Annotated in this window: 26 protein-coding genes and 1 riboswitch; of the genes, 14 read left to right on the forward strand and 12 right to left on the reverse strand. The window is 48.9% G+C overall.

Annotated features, from left to right (window positions below):
- Nucleotides 1-27: 27 nt before the first annotated feature.
- The 5 genes from NYE37_RS02630 to NYE37_RS02650 all read left to right on the forward strand — a co-directional run bounded on the left by NYE37_RS02630 (nucleotide 28) and on the right by NYE37_RS02650 (nucleotide 5,070).
- Nucleotides 28-930, forward strand: coding sequence for an aldo/keto reductase (locus NYE37_RS02630; protein WP_049720621.1), 903 nt, complete (start codon nucleotides 28-30; stop codon nucleotides 928-930).
- A gap of 151 nt (nucleotides 931-1,081) precedes the next feature.
- Nucleotides 1,082-2,266, forward strand: coding sequence for a methionine gamma-lyase (megL, locus tag NYE37_RS02635; protein WP_049720620.1), 1,185 nt, complete (start codon nucleotides 1,082-1,084; stop codon nucleotides 2,264-2,266).
- A 59-nt stretch (nucleotides 2,267-2,325) separates the two neighbouring features.
- A complete protein-coding gene (locus NYE37_RS02640) occupies nucleotides 2,326-3,216 on the forward strand; it encodes a sigma 54-interacting transcriptional regulator (RefSeq protein ID WP_340711745.1) in 891 nt (296 codons plus the stop codon).
- Nucleotides 3,216-3,887, forward strand: coding sequence for a sigma 54-interacting transcriptional regulator (locus NYE37_RS02645; protein ID WP_340711746.1), 672 nt, complete (start codon nucleotides 3,216-3,218; stop codon nucleotides 3,885-3,887). The genes NYE37_RS02640 and NYE37_RS02645 overlap by 1 nt, the downstream gene beginning before the upstream one ends.
- 109 nt (nucleotides 3,888-3,996) lie before the next feature.
- Complete coding sequence (locus NYE37_RS02650; RefSeq protein ID WP_340711747.1) at nucleotides 3,997-5,070, forward strand: undecaprenyldiphospho-muramoylpentapeptide beta-N-acetylglucosaminyltransferase; 1,074 nt, start codon at nucleotides 3,997-3,999, stop codon at nucleotides 5,068-5,070.
- A gap of 53 nt (nucleotides 5,071-5,123) precedes the next feature.
- On the opposite strand, the gene NYE37_RS02655 is transcribed toward NYE37_RS02650, so the two are convergent.
- The 3 genes from NYE37_RS02655 to NYE37_RS02665 are packed head-to-tail and all read right to left on the reverse strand — an operon-like array spanning nucleotide 5,124 to nucleotide 8,674.
- Nucleotides 5,124-6,986, reverse strand: a complete 1,863-nt coding sequence (locus NYE37_RS02655; protein WP_037993131.1) for a PTS fructose transporter subunit IIABC — start codon at nucleotides 6,984-6,986, stop codon at nucleotides 5,124-5,126.
- A gap of 15 nt (nucleotides 6,987-7,001) precedes the next feature.
- Nucleotides 7,002-7,919, reverse strand: coding sequence for a 1-phosphofructokinase (pfkB, locus tag NYE37_RS02660; protein WP_037993129.1), 918 nt, complete (start codon nucleotides 7,917-7,919; stop codon nucleotides 7,002-7,004).
- Nucleotides 7,916-8,674 (reverse strand): DeoR/GlpR family DNA-binding transcription regulator, encoded by a 759-nt coding sequence (locus tag NYE37_RS02665; protein WP_037993128.1) that lies wholly within the window; start codon nucleotides 8,672-8,674, stop codon nucleotides 7,916-7,918. Before NYE37_RS02665 ends, pfkB begins: the two co-directional genes overlap by 4 nt.
- A 500-nt stretch (nucleotides 8,675-9,174) precedes the next feature.
- On the opposite strand from NYE37_RS02665, the gene NYE37_RS02670 reads away from it, so the two are divergent.
- From NYE37_RS02670 to NYE37_RS02680, 3 genes are all read left to right on the forward strand, one after another.
- Nucleotides 9,175-10,512 (forward strand): helix-turn-helix domain-containing protein, encoded by a 1,338-nt coding sequence (locus tag NYE37_RS02670; RefSeq protein WP_121874315.1) that lies wholly within the window; start codon nucleotides 9,175-9,177, stop codon nucleotides 10,510-10,512.
- A gap of 58 nt (nucleotides 10,513-10,570) precedes the next feature.
- Nucleotides 10,571-10,686, forward strand: a riboswitch (SAM riboswitch).
- Nucleotides 10,687-10,853: 167 nt separating this feature from the next.
- Nucleotides 10,854-14,243, forward strand: coding sequence for a methionine synthase (gene metH, locus NYE37_RS02675; protein ID WP_242062471.1), 3,390 nt, complete (start codon nucleotides 10,854-10,856; stop codon nucleotides 14,241-14,243).
- Nucleotides 14,244-14,256: 13 nt separating this feature from the next.
- Nucleotides 14,257-16,134 carry a bifunctional homocysteine S-methyltransferase/methylenetetrahydrofolate reductase gene (locus tag NYE37_RS02680; RefSeq protein WP_037993125.1) on the forward strand — a complete coding sequence of 626 codons (1,878 nt, stop codon included), beginning with the start codon at nucleotides 14,257-14,259 and terminating at the stop codon, nucleotides 16,132-16,134.
- A gap of 192 nt (nucleotides 16,135-16,326) precedes the next feature.
- Here NYE37_RS02680 and NYE37_RS02685 read toward each other — a convergent pair whose 3' ends face one another.
- Nucleotides 16,327-16,494, reverse strand: a complete 168-nt coding sequence (locus NYE37_RS02685) for a hypothetical protein (RefSeq protein ID WP_156097696.1) — start codon at nucleotides 16,492-16,494, stop codon at nucleotides 16,327-16,329.
- Between the two features lie 296 nt (nucleotides 16,495-16,790).
- Here NYE37_RS02685 and NYE37_RS02690 point away from each other — a divergent pair, with 296 nt between their 5' ends.
- Complete coding sequence (locus tag NYE37_RS02690) at nucleotides 16,791-17,144, forward strand: hypothetical protein (RefSeq protein WP_131470903.1); 354 nt, start codon at nucleotides 16,791-16,793, stop codon at nucleotides 17,142-17,144.
- 236 nt (nucleotides 17,145-17,380) lie between these two features.
- Here NYE37_RS02690 and NYE37_RS02695 read toward each other — a convergent pair whose 3' ends face one another.
- Nucleotides 17,381-17,536 (reverse strand): hypothetical protein, encoded by a 156-nt coding sequence (locus NYE37_RS02695; protein WP_156097695.1) that lies wholly within the window; start codon nucleotides 17,534-17,536, stop codon nucleotides 17,381-17,383.
- A 110-nt stretch (nucleotides 17,537-17,646) separates the two neighbouring features.
- Nucleotides 17,647-17,775, reverse strand: coding sequence for a hypothetical protein (locus NYE37_RS02700; RefSeq protein ID WP_255347142.1), 129 nt, complete (start codon nucleotides 17,773-17,775; stop codon nucleotides 17,647-17,649).
- Nucleotides 17,776-17,977: 202 nt separating this feature from the next.
- Between NYE37_RS02700 and NYE37_RS02705 the strand changes: the two genes are divergently transcribed.
- Entirely contained in the window at nucleotides 17,978-18,937 is a 960-nt protein-coding gene (locus NYE37_RS02705) for a 4-hydroxy-3-methylbut-2-enyl diphosphate reductase (RefSeq protein WP_049720613.1), read from the forward strand.
- Between the two features lie 78 nt (nucleotides 18,938-19,015).
- Here NYE37_RS02705 and NYE37_RS02710 read toward each other — a convergent pair whose 3' ends face one another.
- Nucleotides 19,016-19,180 carry a hypothetical protein gene (locus NYE37_RS02710; RefSeq protein ID WP_156097694.1) on the reverse strand — a complete coding sequence of 55 codons (165 nt, stop codon included), beginning with the start codon at nucleotides 19,178-19,180 and terminating at the stop codon, nucleotides 19,016-19,018.
- Between the two features lie 53 nt (nucleotides 19,181-19,233).
- Nucleotides 19,234-19,560 carry a DUF1811 family protein gene (locus NYE37_RS02715; RefSeq protein WP_037993120.1) on the reverse strand — a complete coding sequence of 109 codons (327 nt, stop codon included), beginning with the start codon at nucleotides 19,558-19,560 and terminating at the stop codon, nucleotides 19,234-19,236.
- A gap of 82 nt (nucleotides 19,561-19,642) precedes the next feature.
- Here NYE37_RS02715 and NYE37_RS02720 point away from each other — a divergent pair, with 82 nt between their 5' ends.
- Entirely contained in the window at nucleotides 19,643-20,581 is a 939-nt protein-coding gene (locus tag NYE37_RS02720) for a hypothetical protein (RefSeq protein WP_049720612.1), read from the forward strand.
- A gap of 2 nt (nucleotides 20,582-20,583) precedes the next feature.
- On the forward strand, nucleotides 20,584-20,976 hold the full coding sequence (locus tag NYE37_RS02725; RefSeq protein WP_131470904.1) for a hypothetical protein: 393 nt from the start codon (nucleotides 20,584-20,586) through the stop codon (nucleotides 20,974-20,976).
- A 51-nt stretch (nucleotides 20,977-21,027) separates the two neighbouring features.
- Here the strand turns inward: NYE37_RS02725 and NYE37_RS02730 are convergent, their stop codons facing one another.
- Nucleotides 21,028-21,213, reverse strand: coding sequence for a hypothetical protein (locus NYE37_RS02730; protein ID WP_037993117.1), 186 nt, complete (start codon nucleotides 21,211-21,213; stop codon nucleotides 21,028-21,030).
- 245 nt (nucleotides 21,214-21,458) lie between these two features.
- On the opposite strand from NYE37_RS02730, the gene ablB reads away from it, so the two are divergent.
- Entirely contained in the window at nucleotides 21,459-22,289 is an 831-nt protein-coding gene (gene ablB, locus NYE37_RS02735; RefSeq protein WP_198050867.1) for a putative beta-lysine N-acetyltransferase, read from the forward strand.
- 380 nt (nucleotides 22,290-22,669) lie between these two features.
- On the forward strand, nucleotides 22,670-23,080 hold the full coding sequence (gene speD, locus NYE37_RS02740) for an adenosylmethionine decarboxylase (protein ID WP_037993114.1): 411 nt from the start codon (nucleotides 22,670-22,672) through the stop codon (nucleotides 23,078-23,080).
- A 91-nt stretch (nucleotides 23,081-23,171) separates the two neighbouring features.
- On the opposite strand, the gene ptsP is transcribed toward speD, so the two are convergent.
- From ptsP to NYE37_RS02755, 3 genes are all read right to left on the reverse strand, one after another.
- Nucleotides 23,172-24,884, reverse strand: coding sequence for a phosphoenolpyruvate--protein phosphotransferase (ptsP, locus tag NYE37_RS02745; RefSeq protein ID WP_170151251.1), 1,713 nt, complete (start codon nucleotides 24,882-24,884; stop codon nucleotides 23,172-23,174).
- Nucleotides 24,885-24,902: 18 nt separating this feature from the next.
- Nucleotides 24,903-25,163, reverse strand: a complete 261-nt coding sequence (locus NYE37_RS02750; RefSeq protein WP_037993221.1) for an HPr family phosphocarrier protein — start codon at nucleotides 25,161-25,163, stop codon at nucleotides 24,903-24,905.
- Nucleotides 25,164-25,239: 76 nt separating this feature from the next.
- Nucleotides 25,240-25,581 carry a PTS sugar transporter subunit IIB gene (locus NYE37_RS02755; RefSeq protein WP_037993111.1) on the reverse strand — a complete coding sequence of 114 codons (342 nt, stop codon included), beginning with the start codon at nucleotides 25,579-25,581 and terminating at the stop codon, nucleotides 25,240-25,242.
- Nucleotides 25,582-25,706: the final 125 nt, after the last annotated feature.

Raw genomic sequence — 25,706 nt, forward strand, 5'->3', positions numbered from 1 at the left:
CCTTTTAGACAGAAAGGGGATCGACAGATGGAAAGAAAGGTGACCATCGGGAAAACCGGTCTCACCGTCCATCCCATTGGTTTGGGGACCAATAAGGTCGGCAGCCAGGCGGGAAAAGAAGTGGTCCAAGCAGCCATTGAAAACGGGATCAATTTTTTGGACACCGCTTATCTGTATGGCCCCGAACGGTCGGAAGAGCTGGTTGGGGAGGCGGTGAAAGAAAGCGGCAAACGGACGGATGTGGTGATTGCCACCAAAATCGGCCCCAAATTTGTGAACAATCAGGTGGTGGCAGACAACACCCCGTCTTTTTTGAAACAGGAAGCCGAAAAAAGCTTGAAGCGTTTAAAAACCGATTACATCGACATTCTCTATATTCATGTTCCGGATCAGGATACGCCCAAAGAAGAGGCGGTCGGGGCGTTGCAGGAACTGAAGGAAGAAGGGAAGATCCGCGCCATCGGCGTATCCAATTTTTCTCTTGAACAGCTGAAAGAGGTCAATCAGGACGGATATGTGGATGTGTATCAGGGAGAATACAATCTGTTGAACCGGCAAGCAGAACGTATCCTGTTCCCTTATCTCCGTGAGCATCAGATTTCCTTTGTTCCATATTTTCCGCTGGCTTCCGGACTTTTGACCGGAAAATATGATGAAACGTCAACCATTCAGGGATACCGGGCCAATCTGCCTTATTTTCAAGGAGAAGCCTACCGCGAGAGTCTGGAAAAAGTGGAGAAATTAAAAGCAATGGCCAAATCCAAAGGGGTCAATACAGCCAATTTGGCGTTGGCCTGGTGTTTGCACCGGAAAGAAGTGGACGCAATCATCCCGGGGGCCAGAAACCCGGAACAGGTGCTCTCGAATTTGCGAACGTTGGATGTAATATTGACAGAGGAAGACATCAAGAAATTGGATACGATCTTTTAATCTGGATCGCGGAAAGTGGCAACCTCTCTTTCAAGAATGGAAAGATGGGTTGCCATTTTTTTATGGAACCGGGCGGAAAAGCTCCATCGCACCGTTTGGCACGGGTTTTGCATTTTATTTGCAATGAATGACGGAAAAGGGAGGAACCGAGATGGAAAAGAACAAATGGGGTTTTTCCACCCAGGCGATTCATGCCGGGGTGCGTCACGGGGAAATGGAAGGATCGTTGGCACCGCCCATTTTTCAAACTTCGACATTTGTGTTTCCCTCGGCGGAAACCGGCGGGAACCGTTTTGCCGGACGGGAGGACGGATTTATTTATACCCGGCTGGGCAACCCGACGGTCCGCCTGTTGGAAGAGAAAGTGGCGGTGTTGGAAAAAGCGGAAACGGCGTTGGCTTTTTCATCCGGGATGGGAGCGGTTGCCTCGGTTTTGTTGGGAATTTTAAAGGCCGGGGATCATGTGGTTTGTTCCAAAGGCTTGTACGGATGCACGTACAGTCTGTTTCATTGGTTGCAGGAGCGGTTTCAAATCCGTTTTTCCATGTGTTCGATGAAAGAAGAAGCCGCATTGGAAAAGTCGATCCGTCCCGAAACCCGTTGTTTTTATATTGAAACTCCCATGAATCCCACCCTTGAGCTGGTGGATCTGGAATGGGCCGCAACTGTGGCCCGCAGGCACGGGATCGTGACCATTGTGGACAATACCCTGATGTCTCCGTATTTGCAGCGTCCGTTGGAATGGGGCTGTGACATTGTGTTGCACAGCGCCACCAAATATATCGGCGGTCACGGGGATGTGATTGCCGGGATTGCGGCGGGCCCCCGCCATCTGCTGGAAAACGTGAAAAAAACCACCTTGAAAGATTTGGGGGCGGTTTTGTCGCCGATGGATGCCTACCTTTTGATCCGGGGATTGAAAACATTGGAGGTGCGCATGGACCGCCATTGTGAAAACGCGGGGAAGATCGCCCGTTTTTTGTCGGAACACCCCAAAGTGAAGCAGGTCTTTTACCCGGGGCTTTCTTCTTTCCCTCAGGTTGAGTTGGCCAAAAAACAAATGCGAAAGCCCGGCGGAGTCATCAGCTTTGAGATGAAGGGCGGATATGAAGCTGCCGTCCGGTTGTTGAATCATGTCTCGCTTTGTAAATTGGCCGTCAGTCTGGGAGAAACGGATACACTAATTCAGCATCCGGCTTCGATGACCCATGCGGTGGTTCCCCGGAAGGAGCGGCTGAAAATGGGCATTTCCGACGGCATGATCCGCCTGTCCGCGGGGATTGAAAACGCAGAGGATATTTTGGCGGATCTGGGGGAAGCGTTTTCATCTGTGTGATCGATCTTCCTCTTCCCTTCCGCTAAGATAAAAGTAAGAGGACGGGAAGGAGGAAACGAATGAAAACAATCGCCCTCTGCATTAAAACCATTGACCGGGTGGGCATGACGCATGAGGTGATTTCCTGTCTGTTGGCCGATCATGTCGACATTGAGCGGATGGAGGTGGAATCGGGAAGCATTCATCTGAAAATCCGGGCGGTCCCTTCCGGGGTGTTTAAAAAACTGACGGAACGGATCAAGCAAATCCCTGGTGTGAAGCAATTAGAACCCATTCAAATTCTTCCGTCCGAAATGCGCGAAGGACAAATGAACACCATTTTGGAAACGGTGTCCGAAGGCATGATCCTGGTGGACCAAAAGTTCAAAATTCAGGCGATGAACCGGGCGGCGGCCGAAATGCTGCGCCTTTTTCCGGAGGATTGGGAAGAAAAGGATCTTCCCGGACTTTGGGGAACGGACCTGAAATGTTGCCGGAAATGTTTTCAGTCGGGGAAAGAACAATTGAATGTCCCGGTAACCATCCGCCGCGGTCCGGACATGATTCAAGTGATGGCCAGTTTTATTCCGGTCCGTTCCGGTGAAAAACGGCAGTCCGGTTTGGTGATCGTCATTCGCGACATGAAACAAGTCCGCCAATTGCTGCAGTCTGTCAACCGGAAGGGAATGGTCCAGTTTCAGGATATTATCCATCAAAGTGAAACGATGAAAAGGTGCGTGGAAACGGTCAAAAAGGTGGCACAAATGGAAGCGACCGTTTTATTGCAGGGGGAAAGCGGAACGGGAAAAGAATTGTTTGCGCGGGCCATTCATTTTGAAAGCCGGCGGGCCAACGGCCCTTTTATTTCCATCAATTGTGCCGCCGTTCCGGAGTCATTGATGGAAAGCGAATGGTTCGGCTATGAGGAGGGGGCGTTCACCGGAGCGGGGAAAGGGGGAAAAAAGGCTTGATGGAATTGGCGCAGAACGGGACGCTGTTTTTGGATGAAATCGGTGAGCTTCCGCTCAATTTGCAAGCCAAATTATTGAGGGTTTTGGAGGAAAGGGCTTTGAGGCGGGTCGGCGGAAACCGGTGGATTCCTCTCCGCGTGCGGATCATTGCCGCCACCAACCGGGATTTGGCGGATCTGGTGCACCGGGGCCGGTTCCGCAAAGACTTGTATTACCGCCTTCATGTGATCCCGATCACCATTCCCCCTTTAAGAGAACGCAAAGAAGACATCCCGCTTCTGGCTGCTCATTTTCTCCGGGAATTTTGCACCCGTTCCCGCCGTCCGCTTCTTTCTCTTTCATCCCAGGCTTTCCTTCGCCTGCAGGCACACTCCTGGCCGGGAAATGTCCGGGAACTGCAAAATGTGATGGAGCGGAGCGTTTACCTTTGTCCGGAAGGAGAAACCGAATTACAAGAAGTTTATCTGAGCGATGTATTGGATACGGATTGCTCATTTCCCCGGCGCAGTTTGAAAGAACATCTTGCGCAGTATGAAAAAGAACTGGTGCAGGCCGGGATCCGGCGGTTCAAAAGCATACGGAAAACCGCCCGCCATCTGGGGGTGAGCCATACCACCGTTTTGAACAAGATGAAGAAGTATGGAATTTCCAAAAAAGATATTTTTTATTGAAATCAGGGATGGATTGGTTACATCTTTCATACATTGTTCAATGCAACAGGAAAAAAAGCTGTTAAAATAACGTTGTCGCTGAAAACACCGTTAGAAAGGGAAACGACCGATGAAAAAAACCATTTTGTTTACAGGTGGCGGAACCGCCGGCCATGTCATGGTCAACTTGGCACTGATTCCTAAATTTTTGGAAGATGGCTGGAAAGTGATTTATGTCGGTTCCAAAGACGGAATAGAAAAACAATTAGTTTCCGAACTGAAAGATGTGGAATATTACAGTGTTTCGACCGGAAAACTGCGCCGGTACTTTGATTGGAACAACTTTAAAGATCCTTTTAAAGTCCTGAAAGGGATTTTTGAAGCATACCGGCTGATTCGCCGCCATAAACCGGGTTTGATCTTCTCCAAGGGAGGATTCGTGTCGGTTCCGGTGGTGCTGGGAGGATGGTTGAACCGGGTGCCTGCCATCATTCACGAATCCGACATGACGCCCGGGCTGGCCAATAAGATTGCCACTCCGTTTGCAACAAAAGTTTGCACCACGTTTCCGGAAACGGCCAAACATTTTTCCAAGGAGAAAGGAAAGTATGTCGGCGCCATCATCCGGGAAGAATTGAAACACGGGGACCCCGGACGGGGAAGGGAATTGTGCGGATTCACCCAAGAGAAGCCGGTGATCCTGGTCATGGGCGGAAGTTTGGGGTCTGGCGTTATCAATGAAGTGGTTCGCAACAACTTGGATACGCTTCTAAAGCGGTTTCAAATTGTTCATCTTTGTGGGCGGGGAAAGGTGGACGAGTCGATTCAAAAACCCGGCTATTGCCAGTTTGAATACTTGTCGGAAGAACTTCCCCATGTCTTGAACATGGCCGACTTTGTCGTGTCGCGTGCCGGATCCAACGCCATTTTTGAATTCTTGTCGCTGAAAAAACCGATGCTTTTGATTCCGCTTTCCAAAGCCGCCAGCCGCGGGGATCAAATTTTGAATGCGCGTTCTTTCGAAAAAATGGGCTATTCGGAAGTTTTGATGGAAGAAGACTTGACTGATGAAAGTTTCTTCCAACATCTGGAGAATTTGGTGGAAAATCAGGAAGCCTACCGCGAGAAAATGAGCCAAAATTCTCCCGAGCAAAACATGCAAGAAGTGATCCAATTAATCAAATTGACTGCCAAACCGATGTGAAAAGAAAAGGTCTCGTTCCCGGTTGTCACCAGAGGGAAGAGACCTTTTCAGGTTTAACGGATTTTCTTTTTGAAGAAACCGATCAGGACGGCCGTGACGAGCGAACCGGCCAGGATGGCGAGAAGATACAAAAGCGGTTGGTTGACCAACGGTATGACAAAAATTCCGCCATGCGGAGCCGGCAAGGTGATGCCGAACATCATGGTGACCGCACCGGCCACGGCAGATCCCACAATGCAAGAAGTCAGAACCCGCAGGGGATCGGCGGCGGCAAACGGAATTGCTCCTTCGGTGATGAAAGAAGCGCCCATCACGTAATTGGTCAATCCGGATTTGCGCTGTTCGTCAGTGAACTTGTTTTTGAAGAAAGTGGTTGCCAACGCAATGCCGAGCGGCGGAACCATTCCCCCGGCCATGACGGCGGCGTGGGGGGCGAGGTTGCCGGCTTCGATGGCGGCGATGCCGAAGGTGAAAGCGGCTTTGTTCACCGGACCGCCCATGTCGACCGCCATCATGCCGCCCAAGATCAATCCGAGGATGACGGCATTGGTGCCGCTCATCCCGTTCAGCCAATCCGTCAGCCACTGGTTCAGTGCGGCGACGGGGGTATTGATCACTAGCACCATCAACACTCCGGTGATCAGGATGCCGAAAACCGGGTAGAGCAACACCGGTTTAATTCCTTCTAAACTGTCCGGCAAAACGGAAAAAGCTTTTTTCAATAAAAGGACGACATAACCGGCAAGGAAACCGGCAATCAATCCGCCCAAAAACCCGGCTCCCGCGCTGGCGGCCAAATAGCCTCCGACCACCCCGGGGGCAAATCCGGGGCGGTCCGCCAGACTGCTGGCGATAAATCCGGCCAAAATCGGAACCAAGAAATGAAACGCTCCTTCGTCTCCTCCGATTTTCATCAAAAGTTCTGCCACAGGGCCCTTGGCATCAATGCCTCCAAAGACAAAGGACAACGCAATGAAGATACCGCCGCCCACCACAAAGGGCAGCATATTGCTGACCCCGTTCATTAAATGCTTGTAAAACCCGAAGGAAGAAGGCGCTTTCTTTTTCGCACCTCTTGTCTCTTGATGTCCCTGGTAGACCGGGGCGTCCTGTTTCAAAGCGCGCCGGATGAGGGTTTCGGCCTTGTGAATGCCGTCGGCCACCGGAACCTGAATCACGTGTTTTCCATGAAAGCGATCCATTTCCACTTGCTTGTCCGCTGCGACGATGATGGCGGTGGCCCGTTTGATTTCGTTTTCTGTCAAACGGTTTTTCACTCCGGTTGAACCATTGGTTTCCACCTTGAGGGAAACTCCCATTTCTTTCGCTTTGGCGGCCAAGGCATCGGCAGCCATGTAGGTGTGGGCGATGCCGGTGGGGCAAGCGGTGACAGCCAGGATCATAGCTCCGTCGTCACCGGGTTCTTTTTCGTCTTTCTTTTCTTCTCTGTCCTCATGCCCTTCTGCTTCCTGGCGGCGAACAATGTCCAGCAGTTCTTCTTCGGTTTCGGCCTCGAGCAAGCGTTTTCTAAAATCTTCATTCATCAGCAACGTGGACAAGCGGGATAACGTCTCCAAATGGGTCTCGTTGGCTCCTTCCGGCGCGGCAATCATGAAGAATAAGCGGGCCGGGTTGCCGTCCAGCGATTCATATTCGATCCCGGAACGGCTGCGGCCAAAACCAATCGCCGGTGTCCGGACCGCTTTGGTTTTGGCATGGGGAATCGCGATCCCCTCGCCGATGCCGGTGGATCCTTGCGATTCCCGTTCGAGGATGGCTTCTTTAAACAGATTTTTGTCGGATAAAACCCCGGCTTGATCCAGCTTGTCCACCAGCTCGTCGATCACGGCAGATTTGGTGGTTGCGCCGAGTTCCATCACGATCGTTTCTTTGGTTAACAAATCGGTGATCTTCATTGGATTTGCACCTCCTCAAAGCGCCTCAATGTCAATTTCCTGTCGTAATTGTTCAACCTGTTCTTTGGTGCACAAGTCGGGCGAAAACGCGGTTGCACTGCCGGCAGCCACGGCGGTTTTGAATGCGGAGACCGCATCGTTGGTTTTCTCATAGTCAGCGAGAAAGGCGGCAACCATCGAATCGCCCGCCCCGACCGGGTGAACCACGGTGCCTTTGGGAACGGTGGAGCGATATGTCGCATCCTCTGTAAACAAAAGCGCTCCTTGGCCGGCCATTGATACGATCACATGGGCTGCCCCCGCTTGTTGCAGCTTGCGTCCGTAAACAACCACCTCTTCCATGGTGTTTAAACGGACACCATACAATTGGCCCAGTTCATGGTGATTGGGCTTCAACAAAAAAACGGGACGGTTGGCCGCTCTTTTTAATGCCGGACCGGCAACGTCAACAGCGACACGGACGCCGCGGGCGCTAAGTATTGCGGCCCATTCCTCATAGACGGAAGGGGACAGCGACGGGGGAATGCTGCCGGACATCACCACGGTGTCTCCCGGCCGGACTTGTTCCAGCTGTTCGTTTAATTGCTGAAACGCTACCGGAGGGATCGCCGGCCCTTGGCCATTGATTTCCGTTTCCTCGTTTGCCCCGGTTTTGAGCTTGATGTTGATGCGCGTATCTTCGTTGACGCGGATCCACCGGGCAGGAATGCCTTCCCGTCGCAACGCTTCTTCAATAAACCTTCCGGTAAATCCGCCCACAAAGCCGAGAGCCGTGGTTTCGGCCCCCAGCCGGTGCAACACGCGAGCCACGTTGATCCCTTTGCCCCCGGGGTATTTTTGTTCTTTCTTCATCCGGTTGACTTGATGGAGTTGCAAGGTTTCCACTTCAACCACAAAATCGATGGAAGGATTCAATGTAATGGTATAAATCATGCCTGATCAACCTCAAATACATAAGTTTTTTGTGCAAGTTTTTCTTTGATCTCCGAGGAAAGAGGAAGTGTAATCAAGGAGGCTTCTTCCAAATCAGCGAATTTGGCAAAAGAAACTTCCGATAACTTGCTGGGATCGGCCAACACAAACGCCTGACTGGAAAGTTGAAGCGCTTTTTGTTTCAGGCAGGCTTCTTCGGGATCCGGCGTCGTGTATCCAAAATCCGGATGGATGCCGTTGGTTCCCAAAAAACACTGATCAAAGCGGTAACGTTCGATTCCTTGGAGTGCCACGGCTCCGATCAGCGCTTTGGTGGATGATTTCATTTTCCCGCCCAAAACATAGGCCTCGATGTCATATTCAACCAGCCGTTCCAAATGCGTCATTCCATTGGTGACCACTGTGACTTGTTTTCCGGCCAGCGCCGGGATCATTTCAAGCGTGGTGCTGCCGGCATCGAGATAGATGCAAGCTCCCTGATCGACAAAGGAACCGGCAAAGAGAGCGATTTCTTTTTTCTCGGGGGTGTGCCGAATCGCTTTTTCTTGAATGGGCATTTCCAAACCTTTGTTTTGAAGCAGCGCTGCACCGCCGTGAACCCGTTTTAAAAGATGTTGTTGCTGCAATTGATCCAGGTCGCGGCGGATGGTGGATTCGGAAGCGCCGGTTAAATGAACCAATTCCTGCACTTTTACGATACCTTGCCTTTTTAATAAACTCAGAATGAATTGGTGACGTTGGGGTGTAAGCGTGATCCATCACCTCGCTTCGGCCTTTTCTTGATTGTATCGAAAAAAGAGAGCAAAAACAATCATTTTAAATCATAACCAATCAAAAACAATCAAAAAACAGGATCAAAGAAGGAGATTGCGCTGTTAATTTACTGGGTAAAATAAGAAATACAGAGAAAAAAAAGATATAGAGACAATATTTGAAGGATGTTTGAGTAATAAACAAAGTATTTTAATTTAATACATAAAATATTTAATAAAGATGCGGAGCATGGGATTAAACATTGATTGTTATTTGTAAAATTCGAAAAAATATCCGACTCGAAATAAAGATGTGAAAGCGGTGTTTCGATTGTTTTTTTCAAGATGAAACCGGGGCTTGTTTTTTGGGATGAAAGTTAAAAATAGAAATTGGTATAAATTACAATCCATAAAATGTTAATTTTTATATATTTATTTCTTTATAAAATAAAATGAATGAAGTAATATAGAGTTAACCAACAATCCGAAAGGAAAGATCGGCTATGAATATTTTGGAAATGAGTGAAATTGGCAAATTTATTCGTAAAGTCCGAAAAGAAAAAGGGTTAAGATTGGAAGATTTGGCAGATGAGCATATCTCCACGGCGACAATCAGTAATATTGAGCGCGGTGTTCCTCATGTCAACAAAGATAAAGTCTTGTATTTAATGAGCAAGCTGGAACTGGATTTAAATGAAATTCCGGAAATGATCGAAAAAGATACGGAAACTTTGGAAAGTATGCAAGTGCGGTTTGTCGCCATCGAAACCATGATCCAGATGGGAATGCCTGAACGGGCCCTTCATTTGCTTTCGGATATATCGGAAGAATCTTATTCCAGACATCAGGCTACGGTTCATTATTTGAAAGGGAAAGTGTACAGTCACCAGAAGGAATGGCGCAAAGCAGAACGTGAGTTGAGTGAAGCCATCCGTCTGGCTTATCAGGATCCCTATTCCCCGAAAAATCATTTGGAAGCTGCCGGTTATTGTGAACTGGCTTATTGCCGCTTTATGAACAAAGATTATGGACAAGCCCTCCGGTATGTGGAACGCGGGTTGGCGGCAATGGAGCAAGACAAATCCAATGAGTGTGATGACCGAACCTATTACTTGCTCTTGATTTCGCAAGTGGCTTACTTGGAAAAGTTGAACCGCACGGATGAAGCTTTCCGCCTGCTGGAAGAGTTGTGGGGGAAAATTCCCCGGATTCAAAGCAAAGACATCATCATTAAAATGTACTATTATCGCTCCAGGTTGTTACAGAGAATGAAACTTTACCATGATGCCATCCGCTATGCCAGAGAGGGGATTCAACGGTCGGTCGGCAGTAAAAACACGGAAGAAATGTTGAAGCTTTGGAGTGGATTGGGACTGTCTTACCTTGAAATTTCCCAATTGGATGATGCAGCGACCTGTTTCCAATTTGTCTTAGAACTGGCAGAACATGATGATAACTCCCAGGAAGTAGCACATGCCTATTGCCATCTGGGTAAAGTGTATATGTTGCAAGGCAAATACCACGAAGCTTATGATAAGCTGAAAAAAGCGCTGGAATGGGCGGAAAAAATTTATGATCCGCAACTGTTGAATGATGCCCTTTTCACCATGGGCAAACTGCTGAAGCAGATGAAGCATTACACTGAAGCGGTCGAATATTTGAAACGGTCTGCCCGTTTGGCAGCCAAAAACAAGCTGAAAACCAATGTTTACGACTGTTATTATGAACTGGCCGGCTGTTATGAAGCTTTGGATGATCAGGATGGCTTCAAATCGGCCACCGAGCAAATGTACCTGGCCCAAAAAGAACTCGAACAACAGCAACTGCGGCAAATTGGTTGACAACTTGCAAAAAGATTTATATATTATGAAGATAAACTGACATAATTTTTACAAGGATCTCTTATCAAGAGAGGCGGAGGGACTGGCCCGATGAAGCCCGGCAACCTGTTGGAACTTGCGTCCAATGTGGTGCCAATTCCAGCAGAGAGAGTTTCTCTCTCTGAAAGATGAGAGTGAGTCTGGCCGGGTAATCCACACCTTTTCATCTTTCAGAGATGAAAAGGTGTTTTTTATTTTGCGGACCTCTGCCTGGGAAAAAACGGTTAAAGGTGGCGATAGGTGTGGGGAAAAAACCGATTGAAGAATATTTGCGCGAAAAAATTGTCATTTTGGATGGCGCGATGGGCACGATGTTGCAGCAGGCACAACTGACGGCTGATGATTTTGGCGGAGAGCGGTATGAAGGTTGCAATGAAATCTTGAACCTGACCCGGCCGGATCTGATTCGAAACATTCATGAAAAGTATTACCAGGCCGGCGCCGATGTGGTGGAAACCAATACATTTGGAGCCACGCCGCTGGTTTTGGGGGAGTATCATTTGGCAGACAAAACCGAAGAAATTAACCGGGCAGCCGCCCGTTGTGCGGTTCAAGCAAGGGACAAATGGTCAACCGGTGACCGTCCCCGCTATGTGGCCGGCGCCATCGGGCCGACCACCAAGACATTGTCCGTCACCGGGGGGACGACCTTTGAAGCGTTGGCCGAGGGATACTATCGGCAGGCGAAAGCATTGATGGAGGGCGGGGTGGACTTTCTCCTGTTGGAAACTTCCCAAGACACGTTAAATGTGAAAGCTGGGGGGATCGGGATTGAAAGGGCTTTTCAGGACTTGGGCTTCCGTTTGCCTGTCATGATTTCCGGGACGATTGAGCCGATGGGAACGATGCTCGGAGGACAAACCATTGAAGCGTTTTATCTGTCCATCGAACATCTTCGCCCGTTTGCGGTCGGGCTGAATTGTGCGACCGGTCCCGAGTTCATGACGGATCACATCCGTTCGTTGTCCCGAATTGCCCGTTGCGGCGTCAGTTGTTATCCCAATGCCGGCTTGCCGGATGAAAACGGGGATTATCCGGAGACCCCCGAAGCCTTGGCGCAGAAATTGACCGACTTTGCGGATAAAGGATGGCTGAATTTGGCGGGAGGCTGTTGCGGAACCACACCGGAACACATCCGGGCCATTGCCCGGGCTTTGGAAGGGAAAAAACCCCGCCGGCCGGTTCAAAGCCATTTGCCAGGAATCTCGGGAATTGACCCGGTTTTCTTGGAAGAGGATGCCCGGCCGTTGCTTGTCGGGGAGCGCACCAACGTAATCGGGTCCCGCAAGTTTAAACGGCTCATCAGAGAAGGGAAATATGAGGAAGCCTCCGAGATTGCCCGCAAACAAGTGAAAGGCGGAGCCCAGATCATCGATGTTTGTCTGGCTGATCCGGACCGGGATGAACTGGCGGACATGGAAGCATTTTTGAAGCATGTGACCAAAATGGTGAAAGTTCCGCTGATGATTGATTCGACCGATGCCAGGGTGATTGAAAAGGCGCTTCAATATTCCCAAGGAAAAGCAGTGATCAATTCCATCAACCTGGAAAACGGGGAAGAACGTTTTCAAGAAGTGATCCCGCTGGTGAAAAAATACGGGGCGGCAATCGTGGTGGGATCGATTGATGAAGAGGGGATGGCGCAGACGGCCCGGCGGAAACTGGAAGTGGCGCTCAGAAGTTATGATTTGCTGGTTCATAAGTACGGCATTCCTGAAGAGGACATCATTTTTGACCCATTGGTTTTCCCCGTCGGGACGGGAGATGAACAGTACATCGGTTCCGCCCGTGAGACGGTGGAAGGCATCCGGCTCATCAAAAAAGCGTTGCCCCGGACATCAACCATTCTGGGTATCTCCAATGTTTCTTTCGGGCTTCCGCTGGCCGGGCGTGAAGTGTTAAATGCGGTGTTTCTCTATGCCTGCACCAAAGCAGGGTTGGATTATGCCATCGTCAATACGGAAAAACTGGAGCGCTACGCTTCCATCGGGGAAGAAGAGAGGGAGTTGGCGGAAACCTTCTTGTTTCACTCAGATCATCAAAACTATGACGATATCTTGATCCGGTTTACAAACTTTTACCGCCATAAAAAAGAAAAGAAAAAGCAAACCGGGGTTCGGATGACTTTGGAAGAGAGGCTTGCCAACTACATCCTGGAAGGAAGCAAAGACGGTTTGTACGAGGATTTGGATCAGGCGCTTGCCAAGTACAAACCGCTGGATATCATCAACGGGCCGTTGATGGCAGGCATGGATGAAGTGGGGCGTTTATTTAATGATAACCAGTTGATTGTGGCTGAAGTTTTGCAGAGTGCGGAAGTGATGAAAGCGGCCGTCCGGTATTTGGAACCCCACATGGACCGGGCGGAAAGCCATACACGGGGAAAAGTCGTTTTGGCCACCGTCAAGGGAGACGTCCATGACATCGGGAAAAATCTGGTGGAAATCATCTTGGCGAATAACGGCTATCAAGTGGTGAATTTGGGGATCAAAGTGCCCCCGGAGCAATTGATTGAGACCGCCCGGAAAGAAAAGCCGGATATCATCGGGCTGTCCGGGCTTTTGGTGAAGTCGGCCCAACAGATGGTGGTGACGGCCCAAGATCTGAAAGAAGCGGAGATTGACATTCCCATCCTGGTGGGCGGGGCGGCTTTGACGAGAAAATTTACAGAAACACGCATTTCCGTGGAATACGACGGCCCCGTTTTATATGCCAAAGACGCGATGAACGGACTGGAACTGGCCAACAAGTTGATGAATCCGGAGCAGAGGGAGCAAATTGAGGCCGAAAAAAACGAAAAGAAAAAACAGCGGTCTCCATTGCAAACAGACCGAAGGGAGGCGGGGCCCCCGGCGTCTTTGCTGGTGAAAAGCAAAGTGAACCGCAAGGCCCCTGTTTTTACTCCGCCGGATTTCAAAAAGCATGTTTACCGGGATTATCCGTTGGATTTGCTTCTTCCCTATATCAATTTGCAGATGTTGTTTGGAAAACATCTCGGGTTAAAGGGAAATGTGGAGCAATTGATCGAAGAGGGGGACGAAAAAGCGCTGGAAATGAAGGGATTGTTTAGCCAGTTTTTTGAAAAAGCCAAAAAAGAACGGTGGCTCACCCCTCACGGCATTTATCAATTTTTCCCCGCGCAAGCCGACGGGGATGACATTTTGATTTATGATCCTGAAGACCCCGGCGTGATATTGGAACGTTTTTCGTTTCCCCGTCAGCCTGAGGATCCGTATCTGTGCCTGGCAGATTTTGTGCGTCCGGTGGAATCCGGGGAAATGGATTATGTCGGTTTTCTTGCGGTGACAGCCGGGCAACACATCCGGGAATTGTCCCAAAAATGGAAAGAAAAAGGGGATTATCTCCATTCCCATTTCATTCAGGCCTTGGCATTGGAAACGGCGGAAGCCTTCGCCGAACAATTGCATCAACAGATGCGGAACCGTTGGGGATTTCCGGATCCGGCCGAAATGACCATGAAGGAGCGGTTCGGCGCAAGATATCAGGGAATTCGCGTTTCTTTCGGCTATCCGGCTTGTCCTGATCTGGAGGATCAGCAGAAGTTGTTTCGCCTGATTTCGCCGGAGGATATCGGCATTCAGTTAACCGACGGTTTCATGATGGATCCCGAAGCATCCGTGTCGGCAATGGTGTTTGCTCATCCGGAAGCTCGGTATTTTAATGCGATATAAGGGGGAAAGATTGATGGGCAAGCAAGGCTTGCTTCAATGCCTGCAACATTCTTTGCTGGTCGGAGACGGGGCGATTGCGACATTTTTGTATCAACAAGGCGTTTCCATCGGCCATTGTACGGAGGAATTGGTTTTGAGCAACCCGTCCCTGATCAGCGAGGTTCATGAAGCATATTATCGGGCCGGGGCGCGTGTGATTGAAACGCACACCTTTGGTGCCAACCGCGAGAGGCTGTCGCGTTACGGACTGGAGAGCAAGGTGACGCGGCTGAACCGGGAAGCCGTTCATATTGCCAAAGAATCGATTGGCAGCGATGCCTATGTTCTTGGGGTGATCGGTTCCATCTGTGCCGGGAAGGTGCCGGTGTACGATGAAGAGGAGTACCGGGTGATGTATGAAGAGCAAGCGGTGGCTCTTTTGCACGGAGGTGTTGACGGGATTTTGCTGGAGACTTTTTTGGATTTGAAAGAGCTGCAATTGGCGGTTGAAGTGATTCGCCCGTTGACGAAGCTTCCCGTCTTTGCCCAGCTGTCGATGATGGAAATCGGCCGGACCCGGGATGCCTTTACCGTCTCTGAAGCTTTTGAGAAGCTTGCATCGCTCGGGGTGAACGGGGTGGGAATCAATTGCCGTTTCGGTCCCGTGGAAGTATTGAGAACATTGGAAAAAACCATTGTTCCCGAGCAAATGATCCTCACGGCTTTTCCCAATGCCGGGCGGCTGGGGATGAGCAACGGGGAACTTCATTACAAGTCGGAGCCGGACTATTTTGAAGAAACAGCCGGTCTCTTGATTGATCAAGGAGTCCGCCTGCTTGGAGGGTGTTGCGGAACCACCCCCGGGCACATCGCCCGGATAGCCAAAGCATTGAAAGACAAATGTCCGGTTCAGCGGAAAAATCCTCCCCGGGATGGTTACAAACTGTCTTCCCATGAAACGATCGTCTTGCAAAAAAGAACGAAACCGACGGTCGTACAGAAAGTCCGCAACGGACAACGAACCATCATTTGTGAATTTGATCCGCCGAAAGATCTGGATACCATGCGGTTCTTGCAAGGGGCGAAAAAACTGAAACAAGCCGGTGTCGATGCGGTCACGATGGCGGACAATTCCCTGGCCACCGCCCGGATGAGCAATTTGGCGCTGGGCGCCATCTTAAAAAAATATGATATCGAGCCGTTGGTCCACGTGGCTTGCCGGGACCGGAATTTATTGGGACAGCAATCCCACCTGATGGGGCTTCACGCCTTGGGAATCGATCAAATTTTGGTGATTACCGGGGATCCCACCCGCATGGGGGATTTGCCCGGAGCCCATTCGATTTACGATGTCACTTCCTTTGAACTGATCCGGATGGCGAAACAGCTGAATGAAGGGATATCGTTCTCTGGAAGGAAATTAAAACAAAAAGCGCAGTTTGTGGTGGGCGCCGCCTTTAATCCGCATGTGCGAAAGCTGGATGCGGCGGTCAAACGTCTCGAGAAAAAAATTGAAGCCGGCGCGGATTTTGTCATGACTCAGCCGGTCTATGACCCGGACGGGGTGATTCGGATGCATGAGGCGACGAAATCGCTTGGCATCCCGGTGTTTATCGGTGTGATGCCGCTCACCGGGTATCGCAATGCATTGTTTTTGCATAATGAGGTGCCCGGAATTAAAATACCGGAAGACGTGTTAAAAAGAATGGAAAAAACGACCGACCGGCAGTCCGGAAAATCAGAAGGCGTCCAAGTGGCCAAGGAACTTTTGGAAGTGGCGATGGAAAAATTCGACGGAATTTATTTGATCACCCCGTTTTCCAACTGGCAGATGACAGAAGAATTGACGCATTTTATCCGGCGGCATGACAAAAAGATGCAAGCCTGTCTCAAGAGCCATACACATGCTTAAAGAACAAAAAAAGGCCCTCCTGTCGGTTCAGGAGGGCTGATTGTTTGATTACCCAAAACCAAATTCAAAAGAATAGAGAAACGAACCATTGGCCATTTGGGGGAATGATTCATCCGTTTGGAGAGGAAATGACGCCCTTTTGGAACGGGAGGGCTGTCATCCAATGCAAAATGCAAACCAAACAAAGGTGATTCACTTTTTAAAAGGCACATCCTTCGAAATATGGTCGAGAAACATATCTCTTGCCATTTTGAGTACCGTCCTTTTCACTGCGGGACGAACCCGCTTGTGAATGACACGGTACTTGTATCCCAGACGCTGGTCGGCAAAAGATTTCGAGGATCGATCACGTACGACCATATTCGCCCCCTCCTTTTTAACATTTATTAGACATCGGTAACCAACAATTCCTTCCTCGCGACATAAGTAGTCAAATCATTTAATTTTTTGACAAAAAAGGACATTGATGATAATGAGGATGATGGGGATTTTTTCGCATTCTTCCTTCTTTGAAAGGGGTTTGCCGGCTTGTTGACGAATGGATGATATAGTCAAAAATAACGAATTTTGCTTTTAAATATAAATAAAAAGATGCAGTGGATTGGTTTGTTCATGGAAAACGCGATTTTTTCAAAAGGGGAAATGGGTGAACAATGATGCAGGATCAAACAAAGAGAAAAAAAAGAGTGGAGCGTTTGGCGGACCAGATTGAAGCGGAGATATTAAATGCGATCCGGGAAGGCGGGCCTCAACCTTATTACACGGAAATGTATTTAAATTGCGCGATCTGTTATCAGGAAAAGAAGAGAACCGAATTGAGAATCGCCAAAGATCCCGACCAAATCTTTGATGAATTCGCCGTGTGCTTTGACTGTATTGCCCGGCGAAACCTGACGCTTTCCCATTCGGAACGGGCGCTTGATTTTGAAGCGAGAACGTTGGCCATCTTGCGAATCAAAAACGGTGTCATGAAACCCCAGAATTGGGAGGAAGAAGAGGAAGCTCTTTAAATCTGCACGAAATCACCCCTGTTTCATGGTTTTGTAATATTCCCATTCTGTACAAATTTATTTAAATGTAGTATACCTATTTACAGACGGACAAGATTCGGGGGGTTTTGATCATATGAATGGGAATATTCTGGATTCATCAGGAGTGATTATCCTTTTTTTGTTGTTTATTTCTTTTATTCTTGGTACCTTGTATGTCCGCGAAAGAATGAAAAATTAATCCGATACAGGTGCAATCAAGGCCATCCTTCCGGGAGAGAAATCAGGAAGGATGGCCTTTTTTCAGCAATGATGGTGAGAGCTTTCCCACCGGTGACGAGGGGATTCATGCGGATGACAGTGGTAAGGTCTTCTGCAGTGGGGATGGTGACGGTGAGGATGTCTGCAATCATGTTTGCTCTCACAATACCTCATATACCATTTAAGCATTTCCAATTCATACTTATGGCAAATTTTAAGGTGGTGATACATGTGCCGGAGCCATCTGGGATCACAGGGGATTTCATGCATGGGCGGCATGCAGGGCATGGGCATGGGGTGTTCCGGCATCGGCGGCATGGGATATTCCGGCATGACCGGCGGTTGCGGTTCGGGCCTCGGCATGGGTTTTGCTGGTTTTTCCATAATGCACACTCACTTCCTTCTGTTCATGATGACAGTGTATCTTATGAATGACCAAGGGTGGATGTTCCAGAAAAAATGCCTAAAAAATTGTGAAATCCTTTTGGACTTATCGGGAACAGGGAGGATTTGCATTTACCCGGAGCGGCCGTTGCGCTATAATGAGATGGACAAAAGCCTCGGATCCAACATCGGGGTCAGGAGGGAAAAACATGGAAGTCGTAAAAATCACACCGAGAGGATATTGTTACGGAGTGGTGGATGCCATGGTTTTGGCGCGCCAAGCCGCCCAAAACCTGGATCTGCCCCGTCCGATTTATATATTGGGAATGATTGTTCACAACAGCCATGTTGTGGAAGCATTTGAAGACGAAGGCATTATTACCCTGGACGGAGCAAACCGGTTGGAGATTCTGGAGAAAATTGACAAAGGGACGGTCATTTTCACCGCACACGGGGTTTCTCCCGAAGTCCGCCGTCGCGCCCGGGAAAAGGGTTTGACGGTGGTGGATGCAACTTGTCCGGATGTGACGCGGACGCACGATCTGATCAGGGAAAAGACGGCTGCCGGATATGAAGTGATTTATATCGGCAAACAAGGCCATCCCGAGCCTGAAGGGGCCATGGGAGTGGCTCCCGGGAAGGTTCACTTGATTGAAAAAGAGGATGATATTGACCGGCTCCAACTCAAAACGGACCGGTTGCTCGTCACCAACCAAACCACCATGAGCCAATGGGACACCAAGCATTTGATGGAAAAGGTCAAAGAACGGTTCCCGACGGCAGAGATCCACAATGAAATTTGTCTCGCCACGCAATTGCGGCAAGAAGCCGTTGCGAAACAGGCGAAGGAAACGGATCTGGTTCTTGTTGTCGGAGATCCCCGCAGCAACAATTCCAACCGGCTGGCTCAGGTGGCCAAAGAGATCGCCGGCGTGGATGCGTACCGGATTGCGGATGTGACAGAAATCAATTTGGACTGGCTCAAAGGGAAAAAAGTGGTCGGCGTGACGGCGGGTGCGTCGACGCCAACACCGATCACCCGCGAAGTGATTCGCTTTTTGGAGCAGTTTGACGAAAATGATCCGAGTACCTGGGAACGCAAACAGGAAGTCAGCATGAACAAAATTTTGCCACCGGTGCGAAAGAAAAAGTTACAACCGAAAAAATAACCGGAGACTTTCAAGTCCCGGTTTATTTTTCACTCATTTCTTTATACAATTCTGTCAATTTACAGACCTAAAAAAACATTATTTTCGGGGATAGTGTGCGGCCATAAAATCATAGCATTGATTCATGGTGCCGCGAAATTCAATGCGATGATCCTTTTTCATCGGATTATACCAAGCGAAATAGTTATCTTCATGAATGATCGATGGCGGGAGTTTTTCTGAATCGCGGACGACATAATACATTTTCGAACACACCTCCTAGTTGTATTATGTCCAATACAAATAAAAATTAACCATCATTTAACAGAACGGCGGGATACCGGTTTTTCCAACAAAGCCAAAGGAACGGCTGTTTTTTCACCGGAATGTTCCCAATTTCCCCAAGCCATCACTCCGTTCAGATATTCGACATAAAAAGGAATGTTTTTTCCTTCCACTTGATACCAACAGGAAGTTTGGACAGTTGAGGAATCGATCAGGTATGAACGCGCAAGATTGATTTTTTGTTCCAAAATGGCAAGTTGTGTATCCAAACCTTGGTCTTTTGCTTTTTGTTTTTCCCGGTTCAGGCGCTCAATTTCCATCTCAAGAGCATCTTTGGACATTTGGCTGAAACGTTGCATCGTATCCTCCTTTTTTGCAATACTCCTTTTTATTGTACCGGGAGGCCGGGATGAAAAACAACCTGGAGGACACAGACGGGGGGTGGGGAAGATCGCTGTTGTGCTACTGTTTATTGACGGGGTGGGCTTGGGAGAGATGGCTGATCACAATCCCTGGGTGACGTATCCGACTCCTTGCATCCGTCAGTTGCTAGGCGGAATGCCGTTGGTGAGGGAAGCGGCCGGCCGCCATGGTCCGGATCTTCTTCTGCTCGAGACCGATGCCTGTCTGGGCGTGGAGGGGCTTCCGCAGAGTGCCACGGGCCAGGCGACGATCTTTACGGGAAAAAATGCAGCCCGTGAGATGGGAAAACACATGAGCGGGTTGCCGTTTCGAAGGTTGCGTGAATGGGTGAAAAAAGACAATATCTACTTACAGTTTGAAAAAAAAGGATGGAAAGCGACCTTTGCCAATGCGTACACCAAAGAGTATTTTGAACGTCCTGCCACCAAGCGCGGATGGGTGTCGGTCACCACGGCAACGATCCAATCCAGCGGGGAGCCGGTTCGGTTTTTCCCGGAATTGGTGGAAGGCAAAGCGGTGTATCATGACATTACCCGGACCATCCTGAAAAAATCAGGGACGGATGTGGAGGAAATCACGCCGGAGCAGGCTGCCCGCCACCTTTGGTCGATAGCCAGCGGTTATGATTTGGTTGTCCATGAGTTCTTCTTGAGTGACCGGGCCGGCCACAAACAGGATCCCTGGTTGCTTCAATATGTGACGCACCATTATGATCGTTTTTTGGGGGAACTTGCGCGGTTGAAAGGGCCGGAGGATACGATAGTATTGGTCAGCGATCATGGAAACAGCGAAGATTTGCGGGTGAAAACCCATACTGCCAACCCGGTCCCCACCCTGGTGATCGGGGATATTGACGCATTCTCGGAGGTTGACACGGGAGCGTGGGATTTAACGGGCATTGTTCCGCTGTTGCATCGGATCGTGTCCAGAAATAAAAATGAGGTAAAGGATCGGTGATTATGAGTTCAAGATATATACCACAGGTGACAGAAGCAGCCATTCCGGAGGACGGAGGATGGACCGAACTCCGTGCGGATGAAACGGATACGTTGGTGTTGTCCATTCCGGAGTGGGCCGGCGATGTCAAGCAATCGGAGGAAGCGGATGAATATGTCTGGATGTACGACCGCGGCAATGATGCTTACCTCTTTTGTTTCCGGTTGAAGGGGAAGCGGGAATATGCAGTTGCGTTTCCGAGGGAACATGCCGGGATCCTGCTGAAAGACAAACGTGCTTATGCGCCCTTTCATTTGTTGATCACCAGTCAACCTTTGTCGGGTTCCGATTCGTTGGATCCTTGCTTTTTGTTTCGGAATATCGAATTAAAAAGGCATCCCCAAGCCGGATGGTGAAGAAGACAAAAATCCCCTTTTTTCTTTGAAAAGAAGGGGATTTTTTATGTTTCAGCCATCGTCCATGTTGTAGATGTATTCTTGCCGAAGATGGTCGTCGTCTTCCTTTTCTTGTTCGCTTTTGAGACGGTCCAATAATTTTTTATATTCATCGGCTCTTGTATAAGGCGGTTCGGTTTCCAACACCTTGGTTAGAGCCCGGATGACGATGCCGCGTTCTTTGGGTGTCAGGTACATAAAAGAAACCCCCTGGATTTAGGGTAATCAACATCTAAATTATATCCTACCCGCATTAAATAAAAATTACACGACGGATCTTTCTTTTTTGTGTTGATTTTATGTCCAATTGACATGAAACCGGGAAAAAGCCGTTTGTATTTCAGAAGACAGGGTAAAAGTTACTGATGATAATATCGGGCAGCTTGGCAAAAGCTAAGGACAGCGGAGTTGCAGAAAGAAAGATGATGGAGGAGAGTAGTTGAATGAAAACCACTCAAACCACTCCACATAATGTATCTTATGAAGTGGATGAATTTAATAGTCGCATTAAATTGATCCAATACAGCCGGTACGATGTGGAGTCCCTGTTGAAACACCTGGAAGAATTGGCCAAGGAAAAGGATATCGGTAAAGTGATGATTTATGCAAACCCTGAGGATATCTCCTTTTTTGAGAAGCTCGGGTTTCAAAGAGAAGGAGAAATCAGCGGTTTTTTCCAAGGAAATCCGGCTTGTATTTTGTCCCGCTTTCTGGAAGAGGACCGCGCGCATAAAAAAGATGAGGAGAAAAAAGATCAAATTGTGGAGATGGCAGAGCAGGCCGAAGCCATTAAAGAGCGTCCGCGTTTGGATCCAAAGTATCAATTGCGCCATGCCGTGAAAGAAGATGCCGAGGCTTTGGCGAAGTTGTATCAGCTGGTTTTTGAAACGTATCCCACCCCCATTCATGATCCGGATTTTATCCGCCAGTGCATGGACCAGGATGTCTACTTCACGGTGGTAACCGAAGGGGATCAGATTGTCAGCTCGGCATCGGCTGATGTTTTTCCGCATTTTCAATGTGCGGAAATCACTGATTGCGCCACTCACCCGGATCATCGGGGAAACGGACTGTTAAGTGCCATTATTTATGGTCTGGAATTAAGAATGAAAGAAAAAGGGATCCCTCATCTGTTTTCATTGACCCGGGCGGTTTCGACGGGAATGAATATGGTGATCGCCAAGCTGGGTTTTGAATATAAAGGACGATTGATTCAAAACAGCCAGATCTCCGGGGATTTTGAAGATATGAATATCTGGGTGAAAAAGTTGTAAAAAGGCGGGCGTTGGCAAGAAGGAAATTAAAGCGGGACCGGATCCCGCTTTTTTTAACAAATGCTCCGGCAATGATTGGCCGTGGATGAGACAGAGAAAACCTGGATGGGCAGGTTCGTTGCAGGATGACTCGGATGATTCGAAATATTGGTTTTAAACTTTTTAAAAAGATCGCAGTGAAAGGGAATTTCGGTTAAAATAACTATTGAAGTTGTATACAGATTGTGTTAAGTTAATCACTGTGACATTGAGCTAGTAGGATCCAGGATTCACTTAAAGGGTTGGGACCTCACTGGACTAACCTTCCCCCGTGGTGAACAAGCAGATCCTAGCGGAATTTGGCTCACACCAACTTTTTGCTAGGAAGGGGGCCGAAAGAGATGGAATTTTCTACTTTCGGAAGACATGTAGCCATGGATGCATGGGGTGTTGATTTCGATCTGCTGAATGATGTCCAGCGTTTGGAGGAACACTTGAAAGATGCGGCAAAAGCCTGCGGAGCAACCGTTTTGTCCGTCCAATCGCATCAGTTTGAACCTCAAGGGGCCACTGTTTTAGTGTTGCTCTCAGAGAGTCATCTGTCCATTCACACGTATCCGGAAAAAGGGTTTGCCGCTTTGGATTGTTATACTTGCGGTCATACCGTTGATCCCATGATTGCCATTGAGCACATGTTCAATGTATTAAAACCCTCCCAAGCCTATCACAAAATGCTTCGGAGAGGTGTTAGGCCTATTGAGGTTGTCCAACCAGAACCAGCAATACGACCGATGAAAAAAATGACGGTTTAAATAGGGAACGGTGGGAATCCAAAAGCATGTTTTGGATTCCTTTTTCATTTAAAAAAAGCCGAAGAACATGTTCTTCGGCTTTTTTTCGTCTTTATGATTTTTGTTCTTGGATGAACCGGCGGACTTGATCCCCGTCTTTTTGGTTCAACAGTCCCGCCGCCAATTTTTTGGCTTTTTCCGAATCGGTTTGGCGGACTTTTTGTTTCACTTCCGGAATGGTTCCTGCACTCATGGACAATTCGTGCAGGCCGAGTCCGACCAACGCTTCTGTCATGGCGGTGTCACCTGCCAATTCCCCGCACATGCCGACAACGATTCCGGCTTTTTCCGCGGCGTCACAGGTCATTTTGACCAGGCGCAACACTGCCGGATGTGCGGCATCATACAAATGAGCCACTTTCTCGTTGCCCCGGTCTGCCGCCAGGGTGTATTGGGTGAGGTCGTTGGTTCCAATGCTCATGAAATCCACTTCCGGCGCAAGTAGATCCGCATTGATGGCGGCTGCCGGAATTTCCACCATGATGCCGACGGGAATGTTTTCTGCGAAGGAAATGCCTTCGTTTTTCAGTTCATTTTTGCACTCATCCAGCAGCGCTTTGGCTTGGCGGATTTCGGCGAGGTTTTCGATCATCGGGAACATGATCCACAGATTTCCGTGGGTGCTTGCCCGGAGCAGTGCACGCAATTGAGTTTTGAAGATGTCCGGGTTGGAAAGACAGAAACGGATCGCCCGGTGTCCCAAGAACGGGTTTTCTTCTTTGGGTAATTCGGCATAAGGCAAGTCTTTGTCGCCGCCGATATCCAAAGTCCGGATGACCACGGGGCGGTCGCCAAACGCTTTCAAAACTTTTGCATAAGCGTCATATTGTTCTTCCTCGTCAGGCCAGTGGTCATTTTCCAGATAAAGAAACTCGGTTCTGAACAAACCGACCCCTTCGGCATGGTTTTTCAGGGCGATTTCCACATCATTTAAACTTCCGATGTTGGCGAAAACCTGAATCCGTTTTCCATCAGCTGTATAAGCATCGGCTTTTGCTTCTTTCAATGCTTGCTCGCGTGCTTCGTTTTGTTTTTTGATCTGTTGGCGGATCGCTGCTTCGGTTTCTTTGTCCGGGTTGATTTGGATGGTTCCCTGATCCCCGTCCAACACAATGATGTCGCCGTCTTCAATTTGACGAATGGCCTCACCCAGTCCCAATACGGCCGGAATGCCCAAAGTCCGGGCCATGATGGCGGCATGGGCGGTTTTGCTTCCGCGTTCGGTCACCATCCCGCTGATTCCTTCCGGGAATTGGGCCGTGTCGGAAGGAGTCAATTCTTCCGCGATGACAACATGCCCCGGTTTTAACAAGGAAGGATCAAAAGGTTGTTTGCCGGATAAAATCAACAACAAACGGGTTCCGACATCACGAATGTCGTCGGCACGGGCTTGCATGTATTCGTCATCGAGCGAAGCCATTAACTGGCTCATTTCATCGGTGACTTCCTGGCAAATGGATTCCGCGTTTTGTTTTTTGCTTTGAATCCGGTTTTTCATTTCTCCCGTAAAACCGGGATCGTCCAAGAAGGCGAGGTGTGCATCAAAAACAGCGGCCTCTTCGTCACTCATCCGCCGGGAAGCGATCGAACGCAGCTCCTGGATTTGTTCCCTGGCTTGTTCAATCGCTTGATTTAACTTTTCCACTTCGGCATCGGTATCGGAGATGGAGCGTGTTTCCACAACCGGTTTTTCTTTGCGCCACCAAATGGCCTGTCCGATATTTAACCCCGGTGCAGCCCCCACTCCCTTGATGTGTTGGCTCAACATGAACCCTCCTTAAAGTTAAGCGTTGAGTTGTTCGATAAATTGTGCCAATTGGTTTACGGCTTCTTCAGCGTCTTCTCCTTCAGCCTGAATGACAATTTCATCATTTTGTTTGGCTGCGAGCGACATGACCCCCAATAAGCTTTTGGCATCCACTTCTTTTCCGTCTTTCACCAATTGGACTTTGCTGGAAAATTTTCCGGCTTCTTTCACCAAAAGTGCTGCCGGACGGGCATGCAAACCGCTTGGATTGGTAATGGTTACTTTCTTTTGAGCCATGTGACATGTTCCTTTCTTTTTATCATTTTGGATTTTGACTGGCATATCGTGTACAAGGTGGAAAGGATGACAACCTTTATTCTGTCCCATGCAATGAACGGTAAGTGGATAAAAGCAATGCCGCCTGTTTTAGCAACTGATCTCCGTTCATCGTGGCAAAAGCAACCGGGTCGACTTGCGCAAACGGTTTTCGATGGGCTTTTGCGACCGGTTCGATCTCGTTTCGGAGATGGCTGATTTGGGGTTCGATCATGATGAGATCCGCAGATTGGAGATGTTCGCTCCAATCTTTGACGCCGACTGCTTTTGCCCTTAAAGCAATCCCCTTTTGGGAAGCTGCTTCATTGATTTTCTGGCACAATACACTGGAAGTTGCCCCCCAGCTGCAAATGACGAGCAGGCGGATAGTGTGGTTCATTTCATTCCTCCGCTTCTGACAGAAACGATTTTCCACCTTGGTTTTAGTAATAAAAAATAATGCCATTTCATTTTAAATGCAAAAAGCATGCCAAACAATAAAACATACCGATTGGAAAGATTTTT

Source organism: Thermoactinomyces sp. FSL K6-2592 (assembly GCF_038006465.1).
Lineage (GTDB): Bacteria > Bacillota > Bacilli > Thermoactinomycetales > Thermoactinomycetaceae > Thermoactinomyces > Thermoactinomyces vulgaris.